This is a genomic window from Pseudoalteromonas sp. SG43-7 (assembly GCF_014164295.1).
Taxonomy (GTDB): Bacteria; Pseudomonadota; Gammaproteobacteria; order Enterobacterales; family Alteromonadaceae; genus Pseudoalteromonas; species Pseudoalteromonas rhizosphaerae.
Window position 1 is genome coordinate 1 of sequence record NZ_JACJEY010000068.1, and the last position, 21,992, is coordinate 21,992.

The 21,992-nt window shown below is 36.2% G+C and carries 19 protein-coding genes, 1 tRNA gene and 1 pseudogene; 19 read left to right on the forward strand and 2 right to left on the reverse strand.

The genetic code is table 11. From position 1 onward, the window contains the following. Positions 1-653: 653 nt before the first annotated feature. Both H5200_RS20585 and H5200_RS20590 read right to left on the reverse strand, forming a co-directional pair. A complete protein-coding gene (locus H5200_RS20585; protein WP_182719271.1) occupies positions 654-1,121 on the reverse strand; it encodes an REP-associated tyrosine transposase in 468 nt (155 codons plus the stop codon). A 421-nt stretch (positions 1,122-1,542) separates the two neighbouring features. Beyond that, positions 1,543-1,618: transfer RNA gene (locus H5200_RS20590), tRNA-His, on the reverse strand. A 282-nt stretch (positions 1,619-1,900) separates the two neighbouring features. On the opposite strand from H5200_RS20590, the gene H5200_RS20595 reads away from it, so the two are divergent. The 19 genes and pseudogenes from H5200_RS20595 (at position 1,901) to H5200_RS20685 (ending at position 21,913) form a co-directional block, all read left to right on the forward strand. Next, entirely contained in the window at positions 1,901-2,719 is an 819-nt protein-coding gene (locus tag H5200_RS20595; RefSeq protein WP_145236563.1) for a mechanosensitive ion channel family protein, read from the forward strand. Between the two features lie 30 nt (positions 2,720-2,749). Next, entirely contained in the window at positions 2,750-3,526 is a 777-nt protein-coding gene (locus tag H5200_RS20600; RefSeq protein WP_182740738.1) for a YdiY family protein, read from the forward strand. A 125-nt stretch (positions 3,527-3,651) separates the two neighbouring features. Next, complete coding sequence (locus tag H5200_RS20605) at positions 3,652-6,321, forward strand: SLBB domain-containing protein (RefSeq protein WP_182740739.1); 2,670 nt, start codon at positions 3,652-3,654, stop codon at positions 6,319-6,321. 122 nt (positions 6,322-6,443) lie between these two features. Next, positions 6,444-7,403, forward strand: coding sequence for a Wzz/FepE/Etk N-terminal domain-containing protein (locus H5200_RS20610; protein WP_182740737.1), 960 nt, complete (start codon positions 6,444-6,446; stop codon positions 7,401-7,403). 96 nt (positions 7,404-7,499) lie between these two features. Next, positions 7,500-8,468 carry an exopolysaccharide biosynthesis polyprenyl glycosylphosphotransferase gene (locus H5200_RS20615; RefSeq protein ID WP_259399249.1) on the forward strand — a complete coding sequence of 323 codons (969 nt, stop codon included), beginning with the start codon at positions 7,500-7,502 and terminating at the stop codon, positions 8,466-8,468. A 23-nt stretch (positions 8,469-8,491) separates the two neighbouring features. Continuing rightward, positions 8,492-9,580, forward strand: coding sequence for a dTDP-glucose 4,6-dehydratase (rfbB, locus tag H5200_RS20620; protein ID WP_149980547.1), 1,089 nt, complete (start codon positions 8,492-8,494; stop codon positions 9,578-9,580). Continuing rightward, on the forward strand, positions 9,580-10,455 hold the full coding sequence (gene rfbA, locus H5200_RS20625; protein ID WP_149980548.1) for a glucose-1-phosphate thymidylyltransferase RfbA: 876 nt from the start codon (positions 9,580-9,582) through the stop codon (positions 10,453-10,455). Before rfbB ends, rfbA begins: the two co-directional genes overlap by 1 nt. A gap of 2 nt (positions 10,456-10,457) precedes the next feature. Then, positions 10,458-10,862: an FdtA/QdtA family cupin domain-containing protein gene (locus H5200_RS20630; RefSeq protein WP_149980549.1), complete on the forward strand. Its 405-nt coding sequence runs from the start codon at positions 10,458-10,460 to the stop codon at positions 10,860-10,862. Next, complete coding sequence (locus tag H5200_RS20635) at positions 10,855-11,697, forward strand: 3-hydroxyacyl-CoA dehydrogenase family protein (protein ID WP_149980550.1); 843 nt, start codon at positions 10,855-10,857, stop codon at positions 11,695-11,697. Before H5200_RS20630 ends, H5200_RS20635 begins: the two co-directional genes overlap by 8 nt. A 12-nt stretch (positions 11,698-11,709) precedes the next feature. Further along, the gene (locus tag H5200_RS20640) at positions 11,710-12,462 is read left to right on the forward strand and encodes an acyltransferase (protein WP_149980551.1); all 753 of its coding nucleotides are present in this window, start codon (positions 11,710-11,712) and stop codon (positions 12,460-12,462) included. A gap of 36 nt (positions 12,463-12,498) precedes the next feature. Next, positions 12,499-13,620, forward strand: a complete 1,122-nt coding sequence (locus tag H5200_RS20645; RefSeq protein WP_149980552.1) for a DegT/DnrJ/EryC1/StrS aminotransferase family protein — start codon at positions 12,499-12,501, stop codon at positions 13,618-13,620. Then, positions 13,607-14,878: an O-antigen translocase gene (locus tag H5200_RS20650; protein ID WP_182762442.1), complete on the forward strand. Its 1,272-nt coding sequence runs from the start codon at positions 13,607-13,609 to the stop codon at positions 14,876-14,878. The genes H5200_RS20645 and H5200_RS20650 overlap by 14 nt, the downstream gene beginning before the upstream one ends. A 46-nt stretch (positions 14,879-14,924) precedes the next feature. Further along, positions 14,925-15,842 carry a glycosyltransferase gene (locus tag H5200_RS20655; RefSeq protein ID WP_182762444.1) on the forward strand — a complete coding sequence of 306 codons (918 nt, stop codon included), beginning with the start codon at positions 14,925-14,927 and terminating at the stop codon, positions 15,840-15,842. A 23-nt stretch (positions 15,843-15,865) separates the two neighbouring features. Then, positions 15,866-17,161 (forward strand): hypothetical protein, encoded by a 1,296-nt coding sequence (locus tag H5200_RS20660; RefSeq protein WP_149980555.1) that lies wholly within the window; start codon positions 15,866-15,868, stop codon positions 17,159-17,161. Next, on the forward strand, positions 17,161-18,246 hold the full coding sequence (locus H5200_RS20665; RefSeq protein ID WP_149980556.1) for a glycosyltransferase family 4 protein: 1,086 nt from the start codon (positions 17,161-17,163) through the stop codon (positions 18,244-18,246). Before H5200_RS20660 ends, H5200_RS20665 begins: the two co-directional genes overlap by 1 nt. Before the next feature lies 1 nt (position 18,247). Beyond that, entirely contained in the window at positions 18,248-19,153 is a 906-nt protein-coding gene (locus H5200_RS20670; RefSeq protein WP_182762447.1) for an NAD-dependent epimerase/dehydratase family protein, read from the forward strand. A 49-nt stretch (positions 19,154-19,202) separates the two neighbouring features. Further along, the gene (locus H5200_RS20675; protein ID WP_149980558.1) at positions 19,203-19,940 is read left to right on the forward strand and encodes a glycosyltransferase family 2 protein; all 738 of its coding nucleotides are present in this window, start codon (positions 19,203-19,205) and stop codon (positions 19,938-19,940) included. A gap of 138 nt (positions 19,941-20,078) precedes the next feature. Further along, the gene (gene rfaH, locus H5200_RS20680; RefSeq protein ID WP_182762449.1) at positions 20,079-20,567 is read left to right on the forward strand and encodes a transcription/translation regulatory transformer protein RfaH; all 489 of its coding nucleotides are present in this window, start codon (positions 20,079-20,081) and stop codon (positions 20,565-20,567) included. Between the two features lie 1,001 nt (positions 20,568-21,568). Then, positions 21,569-21,913: pseudogene (locus H5200_RS20685) on the forward strand (four helix bundle protein). Positions 21,914-21,992: the final 79 nt, after the last annotated feature.

A 21,992-nucleotide genomic window follows, 5' to 3' on the forward strand; every position in this document is an offset into this window, starting at 1 on the left:
AGAACCTAGAACCTAGAACCTAGAAACTAATTTTTGAAAAGAATTTCTATAATGTAGAAATAATCCCGTGTGTAATGCCCACGAGAGGGGGCATTTTTTTGTCTGCAAGAAAGCAGCTTGCGAGCTGGCGAGAGTAAAGTTAGCGAGGGTACGCTAATCGGCGCTAAAGCGCTCTCCTACCGGATGGTGCATGTGTGTATTTCTTGTGGGAACTGGTTTCAGCCGTGATTGTGTTTAGGCTTAGGTTATATGCAACAACCAATCGGCGCTAAAGCGCTCTGCTACGGGATAATGCATGTGTATGTTTCTTGTAGGAACATGCTTCAGCCGTGATTGTGCTTAGGCTTAGGTTATACGCAACAACCAATCGGCGCTAAAGCGCTCTCCTACGGGATAATGCATGTGTATATTTCTTGTAGGAACAGGTTTCAGCCGTGATTTTGCTTAGGCCTAGGCTATATGCAAAAGCCAATCGGCGTTAAAGTGCTCTCCTATGGGATAATGCATGCGTGTATTTGTTGTGGGAACTGGCTTCAGCCGTGATTGTGTTTAGGCTTAGGTTATATGCAACAACCAATCGGCGCTAAAGCGCTCTCCTACCGGATGGTGCATGTGTATATTTCTTGTAGTAACAGGCTTTAGCCGTGATTATGTTAGTCATGTTCAGAGGGGGTTAAATAAATACAATCCCAATGGGGATAACTTCCAAGGTTGTCAACAATACCGGCTCTCATTGGGTTGGCAGCTATGTATCTTGCTTGATGTAATAAATGTTCTTCATCTCGAATTAATGAATCGTAGAAACCAGCTTGCCAAATTTGCTCATTTTTAGCTTTTTGCATGAGAAATGATGTACGCCCTTTCACTTTAGCCACCACCGAAGATAGCGAATCTTGTGTTTTCAGCTGCAATAACCAATGCATATGATCAGGCATTATTACAAAGCAAATTGTTTTAGTTAAGCCATTTAAATCAGATTGTTTTAGTGAGCGTATTAGAATTCGCGCATTACAAAAATCCTCAAATAATTTAACTCGTTGATGTGTACATGTGGTCACAGAATAATAGTGGTTAATAATAGAGTGACGATGTTGACGTAGCTGCTGTGACCGAAGTTTCATTTTAATCCTTTAAATATAAAACGGTTTAATGAAGTATAGATTAAATTATGAAATCGGCGCTAAAGCGCTCTCCTACCGGATGGTGCATGTGTATATTTCTTGTAGGAACAGGCTTCAGCCGTGATTGTGTTTAGGCTTAGGTTATATGCAACAACCAATCGGCGCTAAAGTGCTCTCCTACGAGGTCATGTGTGTGTATTGTATGTTGCTTGTAGGAACAGGCTTCAGCCGTGATTGTGTTTAGGCTTAGGTTATATGCAACAACCAATCGGCGCTAAAGCGCTCTCATACGAGTAATGCATGTGTATGTTTCTTGTGGGAACAGGCTTCAGCCATTATTTTTGGTTTGTGCTTAATATTAATTAATAAATAAAATGGAATTTTAAGAACGTATTTGATATTTAGATAAGAAGGGAAAAGATGGGGCGATTGACGGGGCTTGAACCCGCGACAACCGGAATCACAATCCGGGGCTCTACCAACTGAGCTACAACCGCCACAACACACCTTGTTTGGTGTGGCGCGGATAATACATAAAATAATAAATCTTGTGAAGGGTTAAGAGCAAAAAAAGTGAAAAAAATTTAAAATTGAATATTTTTGTTCATAAAGCAGCCAGAGAATGAATGTTTAAATCATTTTTTATCTGGTTGGGTAAAATAAAAATTAACCCTAAAGACGTTCTTTTAAAGATAAATAGATTAATTAATTAAATAATAAATTGAAATCAGATATAATTTAACCAGCAAACTGCTTAATACTGAATATCAGGAGTGATAATGGATACAATACTTAACTGGATAAACGAAAACTCAGGTTTGATTTTGCATTATGGCATTCAAGCTGTAATTGCATTGGTGATCTTTTTACTGGGCGGTCGTGTTGCAAAATTTTGCTCTAACCTAACTGAAAAAGCATTCGATAAAAAGAAAGTAGATAAAGCTGTAGGTTCGTTCGTATCAAGCATTGTTTATGCCATCGTATTTATGGCAACAATCTTAATGGCGTTGTCACAAATAGGCATAGAAACCACTTCATTTATCGCTATCTTAGGTGCTGCAGGCTTAGCAGTTGGCTTGGCACTGCAAGGTTCATTATCTAACTTCGCATCTGGCGTACTTATTATATTACTTCGTCCTTTCAAATCGGGTGATTATGTCGAAGCTGGCGGTAAAGCTGGTACAGTGAAAAAAATCGAAATTTTCTCTACTGAACTACGCACACCAGATAACAAAGTTATCATCATGCCCAACTCTAAAATTATGTCTGACTCAATTATTAATTACTCGCGCGAATCAACTCGCCGTATCGATCTAGTTATTGGTGTTGGTTATGATGCAGACTTACGCAAAGCAAAAGAAGTACTTAAATCAGTACTAGATCAAGAGTCACGCATTCTTAAAGATCCAGCTTATAACGTATCAGTATCTGAGCTCGCAGATTCAAGCGTAAACTTCATTGTGCGTCCGTGGGTTAACTCAGGCGATTACTGGCCAACTTATTGGTCTTTAATTGAGAACATTAAAATCGCATTAGATGATGCGGATATCACTATTCCGTTTCCGCAAATGGATGTTCATTTGCACAAGCAAGATTAATCAATATACAAGTAACAAAGGTTATTTTTAATGAAATTAAAGCTTTTATCAATTTTAGTTGCAGTATCAGCTACAACTAACGCATTCGCAGAAGACGCTAGAACATGGGAAGTTACCAGTGAGCTAGGTGCAATCATAACTAGCGGTAATACTGAAACAACCACTCTTAAGGGTGGCATCAAGGCATTACATAACTTAGAAAGCTGGAATAACGAGTATAAAATTAACGGTCTTTATAAAGAAGACAACGTTGAAAATGAAGCGGGTATAAAAGAAAAGCAGCGTACTAACGAAAAATATTCGTTATCAGCACAAGGTAACTATAAATTAAATGAAGATCATGCTCATTTATATATCTATGGTTCACATGTTTCAGATTACTTTGGCGCTTATCGCAGTGAGTCTGTTATCTCAGCTGGTTATGGTCAACGCTTGTTAGATCGTTCTGACATGTGGCTAAATGCTGAAATTGGTCCTGGTTATAAATATTTTCAATACCCTGATACAAGTAGTGAAGTAGATGAAAATGGCAACTCTTTAGCTGGTGAGCGTGAAGGTGAAGTTATTGCTTTAGGTAAGCTTGATTATAATTGGAAAATTTCTGATAACGCGAAGTTTACTCAGTTAGTTGCAGTTGAATACGGTGATACTAACACTAAAACACGTTCAGAAACTGCACTTTTAGCTAAGATAAATGGCTCATTACAAATGAAAGTTGCTTATAACATCACCAACAACTCAGATGTTGCTGATGATAAAGAAAGTACAGACACAGAAACGTCGCTGACACTGGTTTACAGTTTTTAACAGTTTATCTCTGTTAAGTGACATTTAACTGTAATAAAGGGACGAAAGTCCCTTTTTTATTTGTAGTGAAATAATGTAGAATAGCCAATCTTTTGGCTGTAGTTCTAGGGATAAACCTACTTGTGATGCTTTTTAAACGATTTTTAATAACTTTTTTACTGTTAACGACTGCATCTGCATTTGCATTTACACCGAGTGCAGCGCAGATTGAACAATTTAAAAAGCTGCCAAAAGCCCAGCAAGAGGCACTGGCTAAGCAGTATGGTGTCGATCTATCCACAATTACCGGTAAATCATCATCAAGCTCAATAAAAGAAGATGAGCCTACAATTCAGCCTCGCCAATTACAAGAAGAGCCTGAGTTAACCGACGAAGAACGCTTTAAGCCGCAATTAGACGAAATAAAACCATTTGGCTACGAGTTGTTTTCTGGCGAGCCAACTACATTTATGCCAAGTGAAAATGCGGCAGTACCAGAAACATATTTAATTGGCCGTGGTGATCAATTAAAAATTAATTTTTATGGCAAAGAAAGTGAAAGCTATGAAGTTAATGTTGATCGTGAAGGCCGAATTAATATCCCTAATTTAAGCCCTGTTGAAGTTGCTGGGCTTACATTCGGCGAAATAAAAGAACTTATCAAAGCCAAAGTTGCACAAGAAGTTATAGGTGTAAAAGCGTTTGTATCGCTAGGAAAATTACGCAGCATGCGTATCCTAGTATTGGGTGAAGCACATAAGCCGGGTAGTTATAGCGTATCGTCGTTGACCACAGTGTCACATGCTTTGTTTATTAGCGGCGGTGTATCTGAAATTGCATCTTTGCGTAACATTCAAGTTAAACGTGCTGGTAAAGTTGTTGCAAACTTTGATCTTTATGATCTACTTATAAAAGGTGATAGCCGCAACGACATCATCTTAAAGCCAGGGGATGTAGTATTTATTCCACCAGTTGGTTCACAAGTAGCCGTTGAAGGGTTAGTGAAGCGCCCAGCTATATTTGAATTGAAGAATAATGAAAATGCCCAAGACGTATTAAAAATGGCCGGTGGCTTGAAGCCTGGAGCGTATGCACAAAAAGCAATTGTAGAGCGTTTTAATAATTACAATGCTAAAGAAATTTTATCAGTAGACTTTAGTGGCAAAGATATTGCCTATATCCCACGTGATGGCGATAGAATTCGCTTTAATCCGGTAAGCTTGCAGTATCAAAACTCAATTAGTGTAATTGGTGCTGTTGCACGACCAGGTAATTATCAATGGTATCAAGGCAAGCATATTTCGGATGTATTAACGTCTGTTCGTGGTGATTTGTTACCACAAGCTGACCTTAGTTACGCTTTATTAGTGCGTGAAATTAATATTTCAGGTGATATTGAAGTGCGTCAATTCGACATAGCGCAAGCTATTGTAAAAGCAACTGCACATGACTTTGAGTTAAAAGCAAACGATAAACTATTAGTTTTTAGTCGTTACGAAGAAAAAGAAGCTGAAGAGTTAGCTTTAAAAAATATGGCCCTCACCGAAGAACAGCAAGCGCAGCAGGTGAAAGTTCAGCAATGGCATAAATACCAAAAGAAAGAGTTTGAAAAATACATTGGTGTTGCTACAGATGATATGGAATTACAACTAAAGGATACTTCAAACTTAACTATTGCTGAAATCTCAAAACGCAAAGCTGAAGAAGAAGAGCAAAAACTAAAGCCTGAAGATTATGCTCTGTTTAGTCGTAATAACTTGCTAAAGCCGGTTATCGCAAAGTTAAAACTGCAAGCAAATGTTAGACAAGCAATGCAACTGGTAGAGATCAATGGTCATGTTACTTATCCAGGGATTTATCCATTAACGATAGGTAGTGAGGTCAATGATCTTATTATTGCAGCAGGTGGTCTACTTGAATCTGCTTATACAGAGCAAGCTGAAATTACCCGTATATTAGCTGGTGATGCATCAAAAGTAGAGCATATTAAGTTTAATTTGCATAAAGCTATACTTGGAGAGTCTGATGATAATCGCATTCTTCGTAGTAAAGACAGTTTAAATGTATTCTCAATCCCTAACTGGCAAGAAAATGTAAAAGTTGAGCTAAAAGGTGAAGTTAAATTTCCTGGGTCGTATACAATTCGTCGTGGTGAAACATTAACTAACTTACTAGAGCGCGCTGGTGGTTTTTCAGAGTTTGCCGAAGAAAAAGCAGCTATTTTCACTCGAGAATCAATTCGTAAACAAGAGCAACAGCAACTCGCTAAGTTATCTGAAGAATTACGCAGAGATATAGCGCAGAAGAGTTTTGAAAATTCGGTCGGTAGCAATTCACTTTCGTATGATGAGATGAATAAGTTACTCAATGACTTAGCTAATGTAGAAGCGGTTGGCCGATTAGTTATTGATTTACCTTTAATTGTTGAAGACAAACAACGCTTAGTGCTGCAAGACGGTGACACTTTATATGTACCAAGTAAACGCGACTCTATCAGCGTCATCGGTGAAGTAAATTACGCAACCTCACATTTATATAAACCAGGAACCAGCTTTAAAGATTATATAGCCCTAAGTGGTGGTTTAAAAGAGCGTGCGGATGATGAACGGATTTACATTATTAAAGCAAACGGTTCAGTTAAAATTCCTGATAGTGGTAGTTGGTTTGCTGTTAATGATTCTCAGCTGATTGAAGCTGGTGACACAATAGTAGTGCCGCTTAATTCAAATTACATGGACAATCTCACGCTGTGGAGTACTGCTACACAGATCGTTTATCAATTAGGTATTGCAGTAGCAGCTATTGGTAATCTTTAGGTAATGAACTCACAAATCGCTAGTTACTATGAGTTAGAGTCATGTATATAACGGTTTCCAGGATTTCAGTAGCTAATTCAAGCAGTATCCGTGATATGTATTGTAAATAGAGAATTGAAGTAATGTTAAAGACAGAGAATGATTATCAAGAAGTTAGTGTGAAAACGCAGGAAATAGCTGAGGATTCAATTGATCCGAATGAGCTGATATTAGCTATTTTACAGAAAAAGATATTGATAGTAATTATCACTTCTTTATTTACTTTAGGGGCTGCATTATTTGCGATTAATAGCCCTAATATATATAAGTCAGAAGCGCTACTTGCACCTGCCGATACAGATAAGTCAGGTGGAGGGTTAGGTGCTTTAGCTGGGCAGCTCGGTGGCCTAGCAAGTATGGCTGGGATAAGTCTTGGCGACGATGGGGATGAAAACGTTAAAATGGCTATAGAAGTAATCAAGTCAAGACAATTTATTAGTGAATTTATACAGCGTCATAAAATATTACCTGATTTAATGGCAGTAGATTCATGGAATATGGCTGATAATACTTTGAGTTATGATGAAGATGATTACCTAGTGTCAGAAAGTCAGTGGGTGAGAGATGTTAATCTTCCATTTAAAGCTGAGCCATCGATGCAGGAAGCATACAAAGAGTTTAATAAGATAATGTCTGTTGCATTAGCCAAAGATAGTGGAATGGTGACGATTTCAATCGAACATGTATCACCTTATATAGCAAAGAATTGGGTTACATGGCTGGTTGAAGATATTAATGCTGAAATGAAAAGTAGGGATGTGCTCGAGGCTAAGCGCAGCACTGAGTTTTTAAATAAACAAATATCAGAAACCACGATTGCTGGTATTCGTACTATTTTATTTAAATTAATAGAAGAACAAGCGAAGACAATTTTATTTGCTGAGGTTAGAGATGAGTATATTTTTAAGACAATAGATAAAGCTATTGTTCCTGAGGAAAAGTTCAAACCTAAGAGGTTGCTTATATGTATCCTAGGGGCCGTATTAGGCTTTGCCTTGAGCGTGATGTTTGTTCTAATGCAGTATTTTTCTAAAAAAAGCTGACTTCTAGTATAGCTGTTATTTAGCGATGAAGTGTTGTTATTTAGACAGACTTTTACGCTAAGAGTTATGTTGCAATTAAATATAGAAAGAAATCGAATGTTCGAAAATAAAATAAACCATACAGATATACATGTACATAATAGATTTAAAGCAAGTAGTGAAGCTTTAAAACAAAAAACTATATATGTATATTGCCCTGAAAGTTTAGAGTCGTTAATTAATAAGCTTGTCGGTAACTATGATTTTGATATCAAGGTCAATGACTACAGCTTAAAAGATTTAAGCAAGCAAGTAATATGTCACTACCAAGCTGCGGATTTAAGTTTAGAGCAAAGACATTACTTAGTTGTTGCGACTGAATTAGGCGCTTGGGTGGAGCCTCTCGTTAGTTATTTAGATGCACGATTTGGTTATACAGAAGTTGCTTTACTTCATAGTAGTTACTTTTTGCATCAGAAGGCATTTTCGATTTTATCGCATAAGCGAACACAGTTTGCAAAAAGGGTTATGGATATAGCCGCTGCACTTTTACTTACGTTAATTGCGCTTCCTATTGGCTTGATAACTGCCTTACTTATTAAATTAGAATCACCAGGAGCTATTTTTTATAAGCAAAGGCGAACAGGGCAATATAACGAAGAATTCTCTGTGATTAAATTTAGGTCAATGAGCCAGAATGCAGAAAAATCAGGTGCACAATGGGCATCAAAAAATGATAGTAGAGTTACACGAGTTGGACAGTTTATAAGGCGAACACGTATTGATGAATTACCTCAAATAATTAATATTTTTAGAGGTGAGATGTCAATTGTTGGTCCTCGTCCAGAAAGAGAGGTGTTTATAGATAGCCTCGAAAAAGAAATTCCTTATTACCGCTTTAGACATGCTGTGAAGCCAGGTATTACAGGGCTGGCGCAAATTAGTTATCCTTATGGTGCATCTACAGAAGATGCCATTTGGAAGCATAAATATGACATATATTATATCAAGCATCATAGTACTTGGTTGGATATTAAAATATTATTTAAGACTGTTAAAGTCGTATTATTTGGTATGGGTCGATAAGATTAAATTTAGAGAGATATATTTTGAAAATTCTTGTTACAGGTGGTGCTGGGTTTATTGGTTCAGCAGTCATTAGGCATATAATTGAAAATACGAACGATACGGTCATTAATTTAGACAAACTTACGTACGCTGGAAACTTAGAATCATTAGTTGCCGTTCAGGATAACGAGCGCTACTACTTTGAAAAAGTTGATATTTGTGAACGTTCAGAATTAGATCGCATATTTGATCAATATGAACCAGATGCGGTTATGCACTTGGCAGCAGAAAGCCATGTTGATCGCTCAATTACCGGGTCCGCTGAATTTATACAAACCAATATTATTGGCACATATAATTTGCTAGAGGCTGCTAGATGTTATTGGAATCGATTAAGTGATCCTGTAAAAGCTGATTTTCGATTTCATCATATTTCTACAGATGAAGTTTATGGTGATTTACCACACCCTGATGAACAAAGCGGCACTCTTCCGTTATTTACAGAGGAGACATCTTACTCGCCGAGTAGCCCTTACTCAGCAAGTAAAGCATCAAGCGATCACCTTGTCCGCAGTTGGCTTCGCACTTATGGTTTACCAACAATAGTAACTAATTGTTCTAATAATTATGGTCCATATCATTTTCCTGAAAAGTTAATTCCACTTGTTATTCTAAACGCACTAGATGGAAAAGAACTCCCTATTTATGGTAAAGGGGATCAAATTCGCGATTGGTTATATGTCGATGATCATGCAAGAGCTCTTTATAAAGTGGTCACTGAAGGAAAAGTTGGAGAAACGTATAATATAGGTGGGCATAATGAGAAGAAAAATATAGAAGTTGTGCAAACTATTTGCAGCATATTAGATGAGCTGGTACCTAAAAAATCGAAATATAAAGAGCAAATTACATATGTAGCAGATCGTCCCGGTCATGATAGGCGTTATGCAATAGACTCAACAAAAATGAGTTGTGAACTCAATTGGACACCAGTAGAAACGTTTGAAACTGGTTTGCGTAAGACAGTGGATTGGTATTTGGTTAATACTAACTGGTGTGAGAATGTACAAAATGGTTCCTATCAAAGAGAGCGTTTAGGCACACTGAATGAAATGAAGGAAGATAAATAATGAAAGGTATTGTATTAGCAGGTGGTTCGGGGACAAGACTTTATCCAATAACTAAAGGTGTCTCAAAGCAATTGCTGCCTGTTTATGATAAGCCAATGATTTATTATCCAATTTCTGTCCTGATGTTAGCTGGGATCCGTGAAATACTTATAATCACAACAAAAGACGATATAGCCGGATTTGAACGTTTATTAGGTGATGGCAGTGAGTTTGGTGTTAATTTCTCTTATATTATCCAACCAAGTCCTGATGGGTTAGCTCAAGCTTTTATACTCGGTGAGGATTTCATCGGTGATGATGATGTGTGCTTAGTCTTAGGTGATAATATTTTTTATGGACAAGGTTTTACACCAAAGCTAAAACATGCCGTTGAGAATGCAAAAAATAAAAATGGTGCAACAGTGTTTGGTTACCAAGTAAAAGATCCAGAACGCTTTGGTGTTGTTGAGTTTGATGAGAATAACAAGGCCATATCAATAGAAGAGAAACCTATAAAGCCTAAATCTCATTTTGCGGTCACGGGTTTGTATTTTTATGACAACCAAGTTGTGGAAATGGCAAAAAATGTAAAACCTTCTAGCCGTGGTGAACTAGAAATAACTTGCTTAAATGATATGTACCTGAAAAGTAAAAACCTTAATGTAGAGATGTTAGGGCGCGGTTTTGCATGGCTTGACACTGGAACGCACGAAAGCTTATTAGAAGCTGCAAGCTTTGTTGAAACAATTGAAAAACGTCAAGGTTATAAAGTAGCTTGCTTAGAAGAGATTGCATTTAATAATGGTTGGCTTACCAAGTCACAGGTAATAGATTTAGCAAAACCACTACTTAAAAATAATTATGGGCAGTATTTGTTAGAAATAATTAAGGAATAATTATGAGCTTAATTAAACTAATTAACTTACCGCCATTAGGTGATGAACGAGGATCGCTTGTTTCTCTTGAAAGTAATAAGTCAATACCATTTGATATCAAGCGAGTGTATTACATTTTTGGAACTAAGCCTGGTGTTGCTAGAGGTTTTCATGCCCATAAAAAGCTAAAGCAAGTAGCCGTTTGTGTAACAGGTAAATGCCGCATGACACTTGATGATGGCATACAAAGAAAAGAAGAGTGGTTGGATTCAGCCACTAAAGGTATTTTGATTGAAGATATGATATGGCGGGAAATGCACGATTTTAGCGATGATTGTGTGTTACTTGTATTAGCAAGTGAACATTACGATGAATCTGATTACATTCGAAATTATGATGAGTTTTTAAAAGGCGTAAATAATGTTTAGTAATATTTTGGTGATAGGCGCCGGTACTATGGGGGCTGGAGTTGCGAGTCAATTCGCCCTAAAAGGTTTTAACGTTACCATTTTAGTTAGAAGTGAAGAAAAAGTCATATGCCTAAAACCTGAACTTGAAAAATTAGTTAAACGCTCTTTAAAGCGAATGCAATTAAAAGAATCGCAGAGCGATGTATTAGATAAAATTGATATCGTAAAAGAGTTGGCGAACGAAGCTAGTTATGATTTTGTTTTTGAAGCTATTAGTGAAAATATAAATCAAAAAAAGCAAATTATTCAAGATTATACTGGTTTCATAACAGAGAATACTATTTGGGCAACAAATACATCCAGTTTATCTGTAACAGATATGGCTGCAGGCTATAAATACCCAGAAAACTTCATAGGTATTCACTTTTTTAATCCTGTAGCGAGTATGGAGTTGGTTGAAATAATACCATCAATGCTTACCTCAACCTCAGTAGTGGACAAGTGTTGGGATTTTTGTACTTTATTACAGAAAAAACCTGTGCGTGTTGAAGATAGCCCTGGATTTATTGTGAATAGGTTGCTTATTCCTATGATTAATGAAGCTGTTGAAATTTTAAGTAGTCAAGTTGCAAGTGCTGAAGAGATTGATTCGGCAATGAAATTAGGTGCTCATCACCCATTAGGGCCATTAGCTTTAGCTGATCTTATCGGTAATGATGTTTGCTTATCAATTATGGAGGCTCTATATACAGCAACTTCAGACTCAAAGTATCGACCTTCATATTTGCTTCGTAAAATGGTTAGCGCAAAAAAATTAGGTAGAAAAACGGGTATTGGTTTTTACTCTTATTAAAAGGAACTCAAGATGGCGAATTTGATTCATCCAACAGCTATTATTAGTGAAACAGCTTCAATTGGAAAAGATGTAACAATTGGAGCATTTACTATTGTTCACGAAAATGTATCTATAGGCGATAACTCAGTTATTGAATCGTTCTGTGAGTTAGGAGTCGAGAATGCATTTTCTGAAGGGTTGCCATTAGTTCTTGGAAAAAATAGCTATATCCGTAGCCATAGTATTTTTTATGCTGCTTCTACCTTTGGCGATAATTTAGTCACAGGCCATCGTGTAACTATTAGAGAGAAGACAACGGCAGGTGTTGGATTTCAAATTGGTACGTTGGGTGATATCCAAGGGCATTGCACTATCGGCGATTACGTAAAGTGCCATAGTAATGTTCATATTGGGAATAAGTCAAAAATAGGTAATTATGTATGGATTTTTCCATATGTCGTACTTACAAATGATCCCCACCCACCAAGTGAAGTTCTACTTGGTTGTGAAATTAGTGACTTTGCTGTAATTGCGACCATGTCAGTTATTTTACCGGGGGTAAAAGTTGAATCTGATACATTGATAGGTGCAGGTAGTATTGTCGGGAAAACAGTAAATTCAGGGTGGGTTGTAGCTGGTAATCCGGCTAAACCTATATGTGAAATTACTAAGATAAAACTTAAAGATGGTTCCAACCGAAATGCTTACCCTTGGCGAAGTCATTTTACTCGCGGATATCCTCAGGCCGAAGTGGAAAAGTGGATTGCTGAATTTAGTATTTGATTACAGTTAATTGTTGAAAAAATAAATGAGTTGATAATGATCCCTTTTCTAGATTTAAAAAAAATTAACAATCAATACAAAGCTGACTTAATTTCTGCTTGTAGCAGAGTTATAGAGTCAGGTTGGTATGTTCAAGGTAAAGAAGTCGCTGAATTTGAAAGTGAGTTTGCTCAATATTGTGGCACAAAGTATTGCATTGGTGTTGCTAACGGCTTAGACGCACTTACGTTGACTTTGAGGGCATGGAAAGAGTTAGGAAAGTTAAAGGACGGTGACGAAGTTATCGTTCCTGCAAATACTTATATAGCCAGTATCTTAGCTATAACAGAAAATAAATTAAAACCTGTATTAGTTGAACCTGAGCAGCATAGTTACAATCTATGTCCTGTAAAAACCGAAGCAGCAATTACTTCTAAAACGAAAGTAATACTGGTAGTTCATTTATATGGGCAATTGGCAAATATGCCAGCTATTATGGGTATAGCAAAGCGCAGTAACTTACTTGTTCTGGAAGATTCCGCTCAAGCCCATGGCGCTAGCCTAGGTGGTAAGAAAGCGGGTAGTTGGGGTGATGCCAGTGGTTTTAGCTTTTATCCAGGGAAGAATTTGGGAGCCCTTGGTGATGCTGGAGCAGTAACTACCAGTGATCAAGAATTAGCCGATACAATTCGTGCACTTGGCAACTATGGAAGTAAAGAAAAGTATGAAAATGTTTATCAAGGTGTCAATAGCCGCTTAGATGAAATACAAGCTGCTATGCTTAGGGTTAAGCTACGTTATTTAGATAACGAAATAGCCCATAGACGTGCGGTAGCTGCAAGGTATATGAGTGCTTTGAAGGGTTCTCAGTTTATACTTCCATTTGCAGATGATACAGATATAACAACTGAAGAAACACATGTGTGGCATTTATTTGTTATTAGGGCTACTGATAGAGTTACTTTTCAAGCCTATATGAACGATCTGGGTGTACAAACTTTAATTCATTACCCTAAGCCACCACATAAGCAAAGTGCTTATCCGGATTGGAGTAATCAATCGTTTCCAATTACCGAGCTAATCCATAAAGAAGTTATAAGTCTTCCGTTGTCTCCTGTTATGGAAAGTGAAGATTTAGATCAAGTAATCAACGCTGTTTCTTTATATGACATTACTTAAAACATCTGTTTTGAGTTTTATTGCTACCGCAGTGAAAATGCTCGCTGCTCTAGTGATAAATAAAGCTGTAGCTGTTTTAGTTGGCCCTTCAGGGCTTGCATTGATGGGCCAACTTCAAAATTTTATTCAGATTGCTATGACTGCTGGTCAAGGTGGTATTAACCAAGGGGTTGTAAAGCATACAGCTGAGTATTCAGTTGAAAATAAAACAACAAGTGCGCTATTTAGTACCGCAACAGTTATTAGTTTTTTCACTGCTGTTAGTGCCGGAATAATCGTATGCGTTTTTTCAGGACAATTGGCCGATTACTTCTTAAAAAATCGTGATTACACCTACATATTTATACTTTTTGGTTTTAGTATTATTTTCTTTGTATTAAACCAACTGCTTTTATCAATAATAAATGGTCTCAAAGAGATAAAAGTTTTCATTAGTATAAATATAGTGCAAAGCGTCTTTAGTTTAATTTTTACCTTAGTGATGATCTATTGGCTAGGATTAGAAGGCGTATTCATTGCTATGGTAACCAATCAATCAATAATATTATTGGTACTTATTTGGGCGATTCGTCACCATGCACTGATTAAATTATCAGCATTTCGAAAGCGCTTTGATAAAATAGAAGCTAAAAAATTATTTAAATTTTCAGCAATGACTTTAACAAGTGCTGCAGTAGCTCCTATCTCTCACCTTATCGTTCGCGACTACTTAGGTAATAATTTAAGTTGGCAAGAGGCGGGTTATTGGCAAGCTATCTGGTATATTTCAAGTATGTATTTAATGGTGGTTACTACAACATTAGGGATCTATTACCTACCTAAGCTTGCTGAATTAACATCTAAAAAAGAAATTAAAAAAGAATTGATAAATGGTTATAAAATAATACTTCCAATAGTGATTTTAATGGCTATGTTAATATATTTTCTTAGAGAACTTATTATACAAGTTCTCTTCTCGAAGGAGTTTATACCCATGGCTGAGCTTTTTAAATGGCAGCTTATAGGTGATGTAATTAAATTGGCTTCGTGGCTTCTTAGTTACGTAATGTTGGCAAAGGCAATGACAAAGTTATTCATAACAACGGAAATAGTGTTTTCGATTGGTTTTGTACTTTTAGCAAAATACCTTGTGAGTCAATACGGCCTAAATGGTGTTACTTACGCTTATGCTTTAAATTATTCAGTATACTTTATAGTTGTTGCTTTTATTACTCTAAATTACCTGCGTAATAAAAAGTCAGCTCTAATGTTTAAATAAACCTTTCAACTTGCCTTTTTAAATCTAATATTATGAGTGACTTTATATGTCAGAAGTAATTACAATTGCTATTGTTGCCTATAACTCTTCAAGCACAATTCTCGAAACACTTAATAGTGCGTTAACGCAAACCTATCAAGCAAAAAATATAGAGTTATTAATAAGCGATGATGGCTCTAGTGATAATACTACCGTAGTTGCCAGTGATTGGTTGCAATCGAATCAGCATCACTTCTACAGAGCTGCCTTATATAAAAATAAAGTAAATAAAGGAGTTTCAGCAAACTGCAATATTGTTTGGCGAAATGCGACTGGACGATGGATTAAAACGATTGCTGCCGACGATATATTAGTAGATACCTGCATTTGCGATAATCTTAACTACATAAAAGAACATCCTGAAGCGCAAGTTTTATTCTCTGACGCCATCTTATTTTCGGGTGATTTAAAAAATCAAAAAGTGGCAAAAAATGATCAAAAACTTTTTGCTATGACGCAAGCTGAGCAGTTTAATATGCTCTTGAAGGGTTGCAATATTTTAGCACCAACATCGTTTATGAGTAAAAAAACGCTAGAGAGTGTTGGCTTCGCTGACGAGAGATACGCTATGCTCGAAGATTATCCATTATGGTATAAAATTTTAAAGCAGGGTATTGGTCTTGATTATTTTGAGAAAGAGACTGTCTACTATCGAGTCGGAGACTCATTGAGTCAACATAGCGAGTTTATTGGCAATGCTAAATACTTGAATTCACTCTATTGCTTTCAAAAGGATTGTATTTGGCCTGAGCTGAGTTATAAAGATGTATTCAAAATTTGGGACGACTATATTATTTTCAAAGAAAAAACATTGTGGCTCAAATTTGTTGGCACTAAAAGAAGTAACACATATTTAATTTATCATTACATAACATGCCTATTTAGGCCATATAGACTTTATAAAATGATTAGAAAGTTTTTATAATTAAGTGTTTGAGGTCAATTTTTGTGATAGAAAATCTACTAATTTTTATATTTTTGATTTTTGCTACGCTTGTAGCAAATTATCAACTGAGGATTTTCTCTTTTAGACCCTCTATTTTAGGGTCATATCTTTTTTTAACACTATTTGTTCAAATTATACCCGGTACAATTTTAGTTTCATTTTTTGCCTTCCCTCTAGTCTTGAATATTCAAACTGGAATGTCGCAAGAGCTTTTAGAATTAACATTTCGCTATACAACATGTTCAATTGCCACTTTATTGCTCATGCTATCTTTTTGCTCTAAATACATTGATTTAGATATTAATCTAAAAACGGTGCCTGTCTCAAAAGGAATGGGTGTTGGGTTATTGCTAATTTCAATTGTTGTAGTGTTTATTAAGGTTGCTTCTATAGGGCAGCTACCGATCCTACTGGCTCTAAAGGGAGATGCTATAGGTGCTGCTCTGCTGAAGGCAAAAATACTTAAACAAGAAACAGGAATGGGTGGGCTTTTTATAGGGTATATTTTTATGTATTTCCCTTATGTATCACTAATTTATTCCTATATATGTAAACAGATACTACCCTCCACATCAAAGATATTTTATATTAATTTTTACCTGATGACTTTTTATTGCTTGTATGACCTACAAAAGTCTAAATTAGTAATGGTATTTTTTATGTTATTTGTTTTGTATCTAAAAAAAGCAAAAAATATTAACTACTTTTATGTATTAATTACACCACTAATAGGATTAATGTTTTTGGCAGGTGGCTTCATGGTTTTACATGAAACGCCCATTGGAGAGGTTTTAAACGCAGTTGCTGGAAGAATGTTTATTGGCCAAGCCGAAGGCGCATACATGATGTATGATGTACTGACCCCAGACTTTGAGCGTATAACTTATGGTATGCCATTAGCTGGCTCGTTTGGGTTTGCGGCAATAGATCCTGCTGCTGAAATTATTACAATATTTTTTCCTACAGCTGGTAGTGCATGGGTTAACTCGAATACTTATATGCAATCACATGCATGGACTATTTTTGGCGATATATCGCTTATAATAGCTCCTTTAATTGTCACTATGAATATCGTTGGTTTATATATTTTGAAGGGGGTATTCAGCAGATACCTGCACGGTTATGCCCATGCCGTTTATATTGTCACGCTACTTACATTACCAATCAATAATGACTTTTCATTTTTCTTGTATTTCAAGTCTTGGTTATGTTTTATTATTTTGTCAGTGTTTTTAATTGTCGTTAAAATGCCCGGCTTTTTTATTTTAAAGAAAAAGGCTAAGGTAAAGGAAGAGTAATGAAAGTTTTACATGTTGTTGGGAATGAAATAGAGCCATCGAACGGTATTGGTCGATTGATCCCTGAGATGATCAAAATGCACAGCCTACACAGTGAATTAATAAAACCATCACTTTTGATTTTTGATAACTCATTCGATTCACAAGAAATTGAGGTGTTTAATTTCTTTGATATTAAAACACCCTCACTATTTTTAGAAAGCTTCGATTTGGTAGTTTTTCATGGTATTTATTATCTAAAGTATTATTCATTATATAAGCTATTAAAGTCTCTAAACATTAAATATATTGTAAAACCTCATTCAAGTTTGATGAAAGCGGCTCAGAAAAAATCAAAGCTAAAGAAGATGATTGCAAATAGAGTATTTTATAAAAAGTTTATATCTTCAGCCGCTGGAACGATATTTACTAATGAAGATGAGAAAAAAAATTCTTTGTCCTGGAATGACAGCGAGTATATTGAGCCAAATGCTTTAGATTTTAATTATGAAAATCCGACTGAAAAGACGGTCAGTAAAGAAGAGCCTATTCGATTCATTTACCTTTCTAGAATTGACTTTAATCATAAAGGCACTGATATTTTGCTTGATGCTCTAATGTTGATAAAAGAAAAAGGTTTGATTGACCGTATACATTTAGATATTTATGGAATCGGAAGTGAGAAAGAAGAGGCAATTGTTAGATCTTGTATTAAAAGTTTAGATTCACCTTACATAAAATTTAAAGGTGGTGTTTTTGGTGAGCAGAAAATTAACGCTTTTAAAGAATCAGATGTATTTGTTTTAACGTCTAGATATGAAGGTTTTCCCATGGCAATTCTTGAGGCGTTATATTTTGGTATTGCATGCTTAGTTACGCCGGGTGCTAATATGTCGGAAATATTAAATAAAAACGACATTGGCTGGTTGGCAGAAGGAACACCAGAATCAATCGCAAAGCACCTTTTAGAAATTAGTAGTTATACTCGTGAAGATTTAACAGTCAAAATACTTAAAGCCCATGAATATGTTATTGATAATCATAGTTGGAAGCAAGTAACAAAAATAACTGAAAAATTATACAATTCAGTAATAGAGATGAAATGATATGAAAAAAGTTATTTTAGTTGGGGGGGCGAGCTTTATTGGCTTAAATTTAATTGAAAAGTTTCTTTCTGATTCATATAGGATTTTTGTTTATGGGCGTACTGAGCCAAGTATAATTTCAGAAAATTTAACCTTTATCAAAGGGGAGTTGCATGAGATATCTGAAAAATTAGCTTTTTTATCGCCAGAAGAAATACATGATGCAATATATTTAGTCAATACAGTACCTGTAAATGGGAGTCTGGATAACTATAAGCAAGAAATTGCTAATAATGAAGCTGCCTTAACATCATTATTTATAATTGTTGAGCGAGTTATATTTTTTTCATCCGGTGGGCGAGTTTACAAAGATAGTAAGAATCCTCACCATGAGATTGATGAGCTGGGTCCTATATGCCCTTACGGTAAAAGTAAAGTTGAGTTAGAAGAATTTATCAAATTAGAAAGTATGCGTTTAGGAAAACAATTTTTAATTGTTAGGCCTGCTAATCCATACGGGAAGCACCAAAATATTAAAGGAACGCAAGGGTTAATCGCTGTACTTTTGGGACGAATTAAAAACTCTAATAGTATTGAGGTTTGGGGAACTGGTAATGAAGTGAGGGATTACATTTACATAGATGACTTTGTAAATTTGTTCATCCAATTATTAGAAGCTAATGACTTACCTTTTTCAATATATAATATTGGATCTGGAGGAGGTCTATCAACATTAGATATCATCAAGGTAATAGACGGCGAATTAAGCGGGCGGTGTGATTATGTAATTAATTATATAAAGCCCCCAAGTCCATTGATTGAATCAAATATTTTAGATGTTTCACGCTTAAACTCTGTTGTAACTGAACATAAGAAAACTAGTCTACGTGATGGTATTCGTCAATTGATAAGCGAACTTGAACTCTAAGATTAAATCCCCAAAGTATGATAAAGCAACTAATTTTTAGGTTTTTGATATGTCGTTAATATCTATAGTTATGCCCGCTTACAACGCACAACACACAATTATTCAAAGTATAGAATCAATTTTAAAACAAACTCACACACAGTGGGAATTGTTAGTTACTGATGATAATTCAACAGATGGTACAAAAGATATTATTTTAAATTATGCCGCTAAAGATGACAGAATAAAATATTATCTTAATCATGGTGTATCAGGTGCCTGGTCGGCTCGAAATAACAGTTTGAAATACATTTCTGGTGAGTATGTTGCTTTTTTAGATAGTGATGATACTTGGGAACCTTCGAAGCTAGTTTTACAATTGGAAGCAATGGTCGAAAACGGTGTGTATGCATCTCATACTGCTTATAACCGAGTTGATAGCGTGGGGGCATTTTTAGGCTTTAAAAAAGCTAAAAAGTTAGTTACTTATAAAGATATGCTAAAAGGAAATCAAATTGGCAATTTGACTGGAATATATAGCGTTAGCAAGTTAGGTGTTGTGATGCAGGAGCCTATTGGACATGAGGATTATGATATGTGGCTTAGAATTTTGACACAAACTGATTCTGTAGGAGTATCTAGCCCCTTAGCAAATTATAGAGTGCATACTAATAGCCTGTCTGCAAATAAATTTAAAGCTGCGATATGGCATTTTAAAATACTAAAGAAGCAAAAATTCATTTCACCAATAAATATTTGGTATTACTTTATGTGTTATTTCATCAATGCAATTAAAAGTAGAGTTTGATCTTCTACCCTATTTTAACTTGAAAAGTTTTAATCGGTTTTTTTATAGACATCGCCCTAAAGTAGCACGTATAATCCCCCGCGTCTGAAATAAGAATATGCAGTTCTTAGACGCAAAGTCACTATTTTAGGGATTGATATGGATAGTTGGTACTTATTATTTTGTAAATCAAGGCAAGAAGCTCGTGCCCAAGTTAATTTACAAAACCAAGGGATTGAAGCTTTTTTTCCTCAGCTACAAAAACAACAGCTAATTAAGGGTCGTCGTACTTTTAAGCAATCTGCTGTGTTTCCTAATTATTTATTTGTTCGCTTAAATCCCCACACCGGCAACTTTGCTGCGGTAAAAAACACCCGCGGTATTAGTGGTTTTGTGTCGTATGGTGCATCGTATCAATTAGTACCTGCACAACTTATTAAAGAATTAAAAAATTTCGAGCTAGCGCAAGATAGTAATAATTTACCGCAACCTGGTGATTTAGTGTGCCTAAATAATGGCTCATTTAAAGACGTACAAGCAATATTTAAAGAGCCAGACGGCGACATGCGCAGCATACTGTTAGTCAACCTACTAAATAAACAAATAGAAATGAGCGTAGATAACAGCGACGTAAGAAAAGTAGGGTAAAAGTTAAAGGTTAAAGGCACTAGGGAAGTGACAATGACCTAATTAACACGCGTCAGCAAGCTTAACGCCTACGGTGTTAAATTTTATACTGGTGTTTAATTACGTGTAGGCGAGTGGCTTGCCACCGCGAAAGATTTACTCAGTGCTCGGTGATAAAAATGGTTTTCGTAGGAGCCGGCTTTGGCCCGAAAAGAATAAAGATTCACCACAGAGAACACCGAAATTACAGAGGAAGGAATAATAAGTTAACCTAAGGGCTTCATAAATGTTTTCTCGGTGTTGCGAAGTATCTCTGCGCTCTTGGTGGTAAAAACAGTTTTGTAGGCGAGTGGCTTGCCACCGCGAAAGATTTACTCAGTGCTCGGTGATAAAAATGGTTTTCGTAGGAGCCGGCTTTAGCCCGAAAAGAATAAAGATTCACCACAGAGAATACCGAGATCACAGAGGAAGGGATAATAAGTTAACCTAAGGGTTGCATAAATGTTTTCTCGGTGTTGCGAAGCATCTCTGCGCTCTCGGTGGTAAAAACAGTTTTGTAGGCGAGTAGCTTGCTACCGCGAAAGGTTTACTCAGTGCTTGGTGATAAAAATGGTTTTCGTATGAGCCGTTTAGCCCTAAAAGAATAAAGATTCACCACAGAGAATACCGAGATCACAGAGGAAGGGATAATAAGTTAACCTAAGGGTTGCATAAATGTTTTCTCGGTGCCGCGAAGCATCTCTGCGCTCTCGGTGGTAAAAACAGTTTTGTAGGCGAGTGGCTTGCCACCGCGAAAGGTCTTGTATTTTACAATTTGAATTAAACTGACCAGAACGTAGGAACTGTAACCTAGGGGCGGAAGCGTGCCTGATTAAGCTACGGGTTATGAGCATCGTGATACGAGCAGTATGGTGTTGCTTTATAGTTTGTGCCCTAGGATTGAACAGATGGGTTTTGAAACTTCAAAACATTTTTTATTGTCAAATTATTTTCAGCACGCCGCAAATCAACATGGATTGGTCATGAGATATGAAAATTTAGAAGTTTGGCAAAGGGCTTTCAGGCTTAGTTTATTAATTTATAGTACATTTGAAACTTTACGTGATTACGGTTTGAAAGATCAGATGTGCAGATGATCTGTCTCAGTGCCAAGTAATATAGCAGAGGGTTTTGAAAGAGATTTTGAAAAAGAAAAAGCGCGGTTTTTAAGTATCGCTAAAGGCTCTATAGGTGAGTTAAAAACTCAGGTTATGATTGCATTTGAATTGGGTTATATTAGTCACACGCAGTCTGAACTTATTCTCGAAGAATGTGAAATAATTGGGAAAATGCTTGGCAAGTTAATAAAAACCATCAAAAATACTTGATAAGACCGAAGCCCGAAGCCCGAAACCACAAGCCCTAAGCTCGAAACTGTAAGCACAGAACACGTACCAGACAGCACGC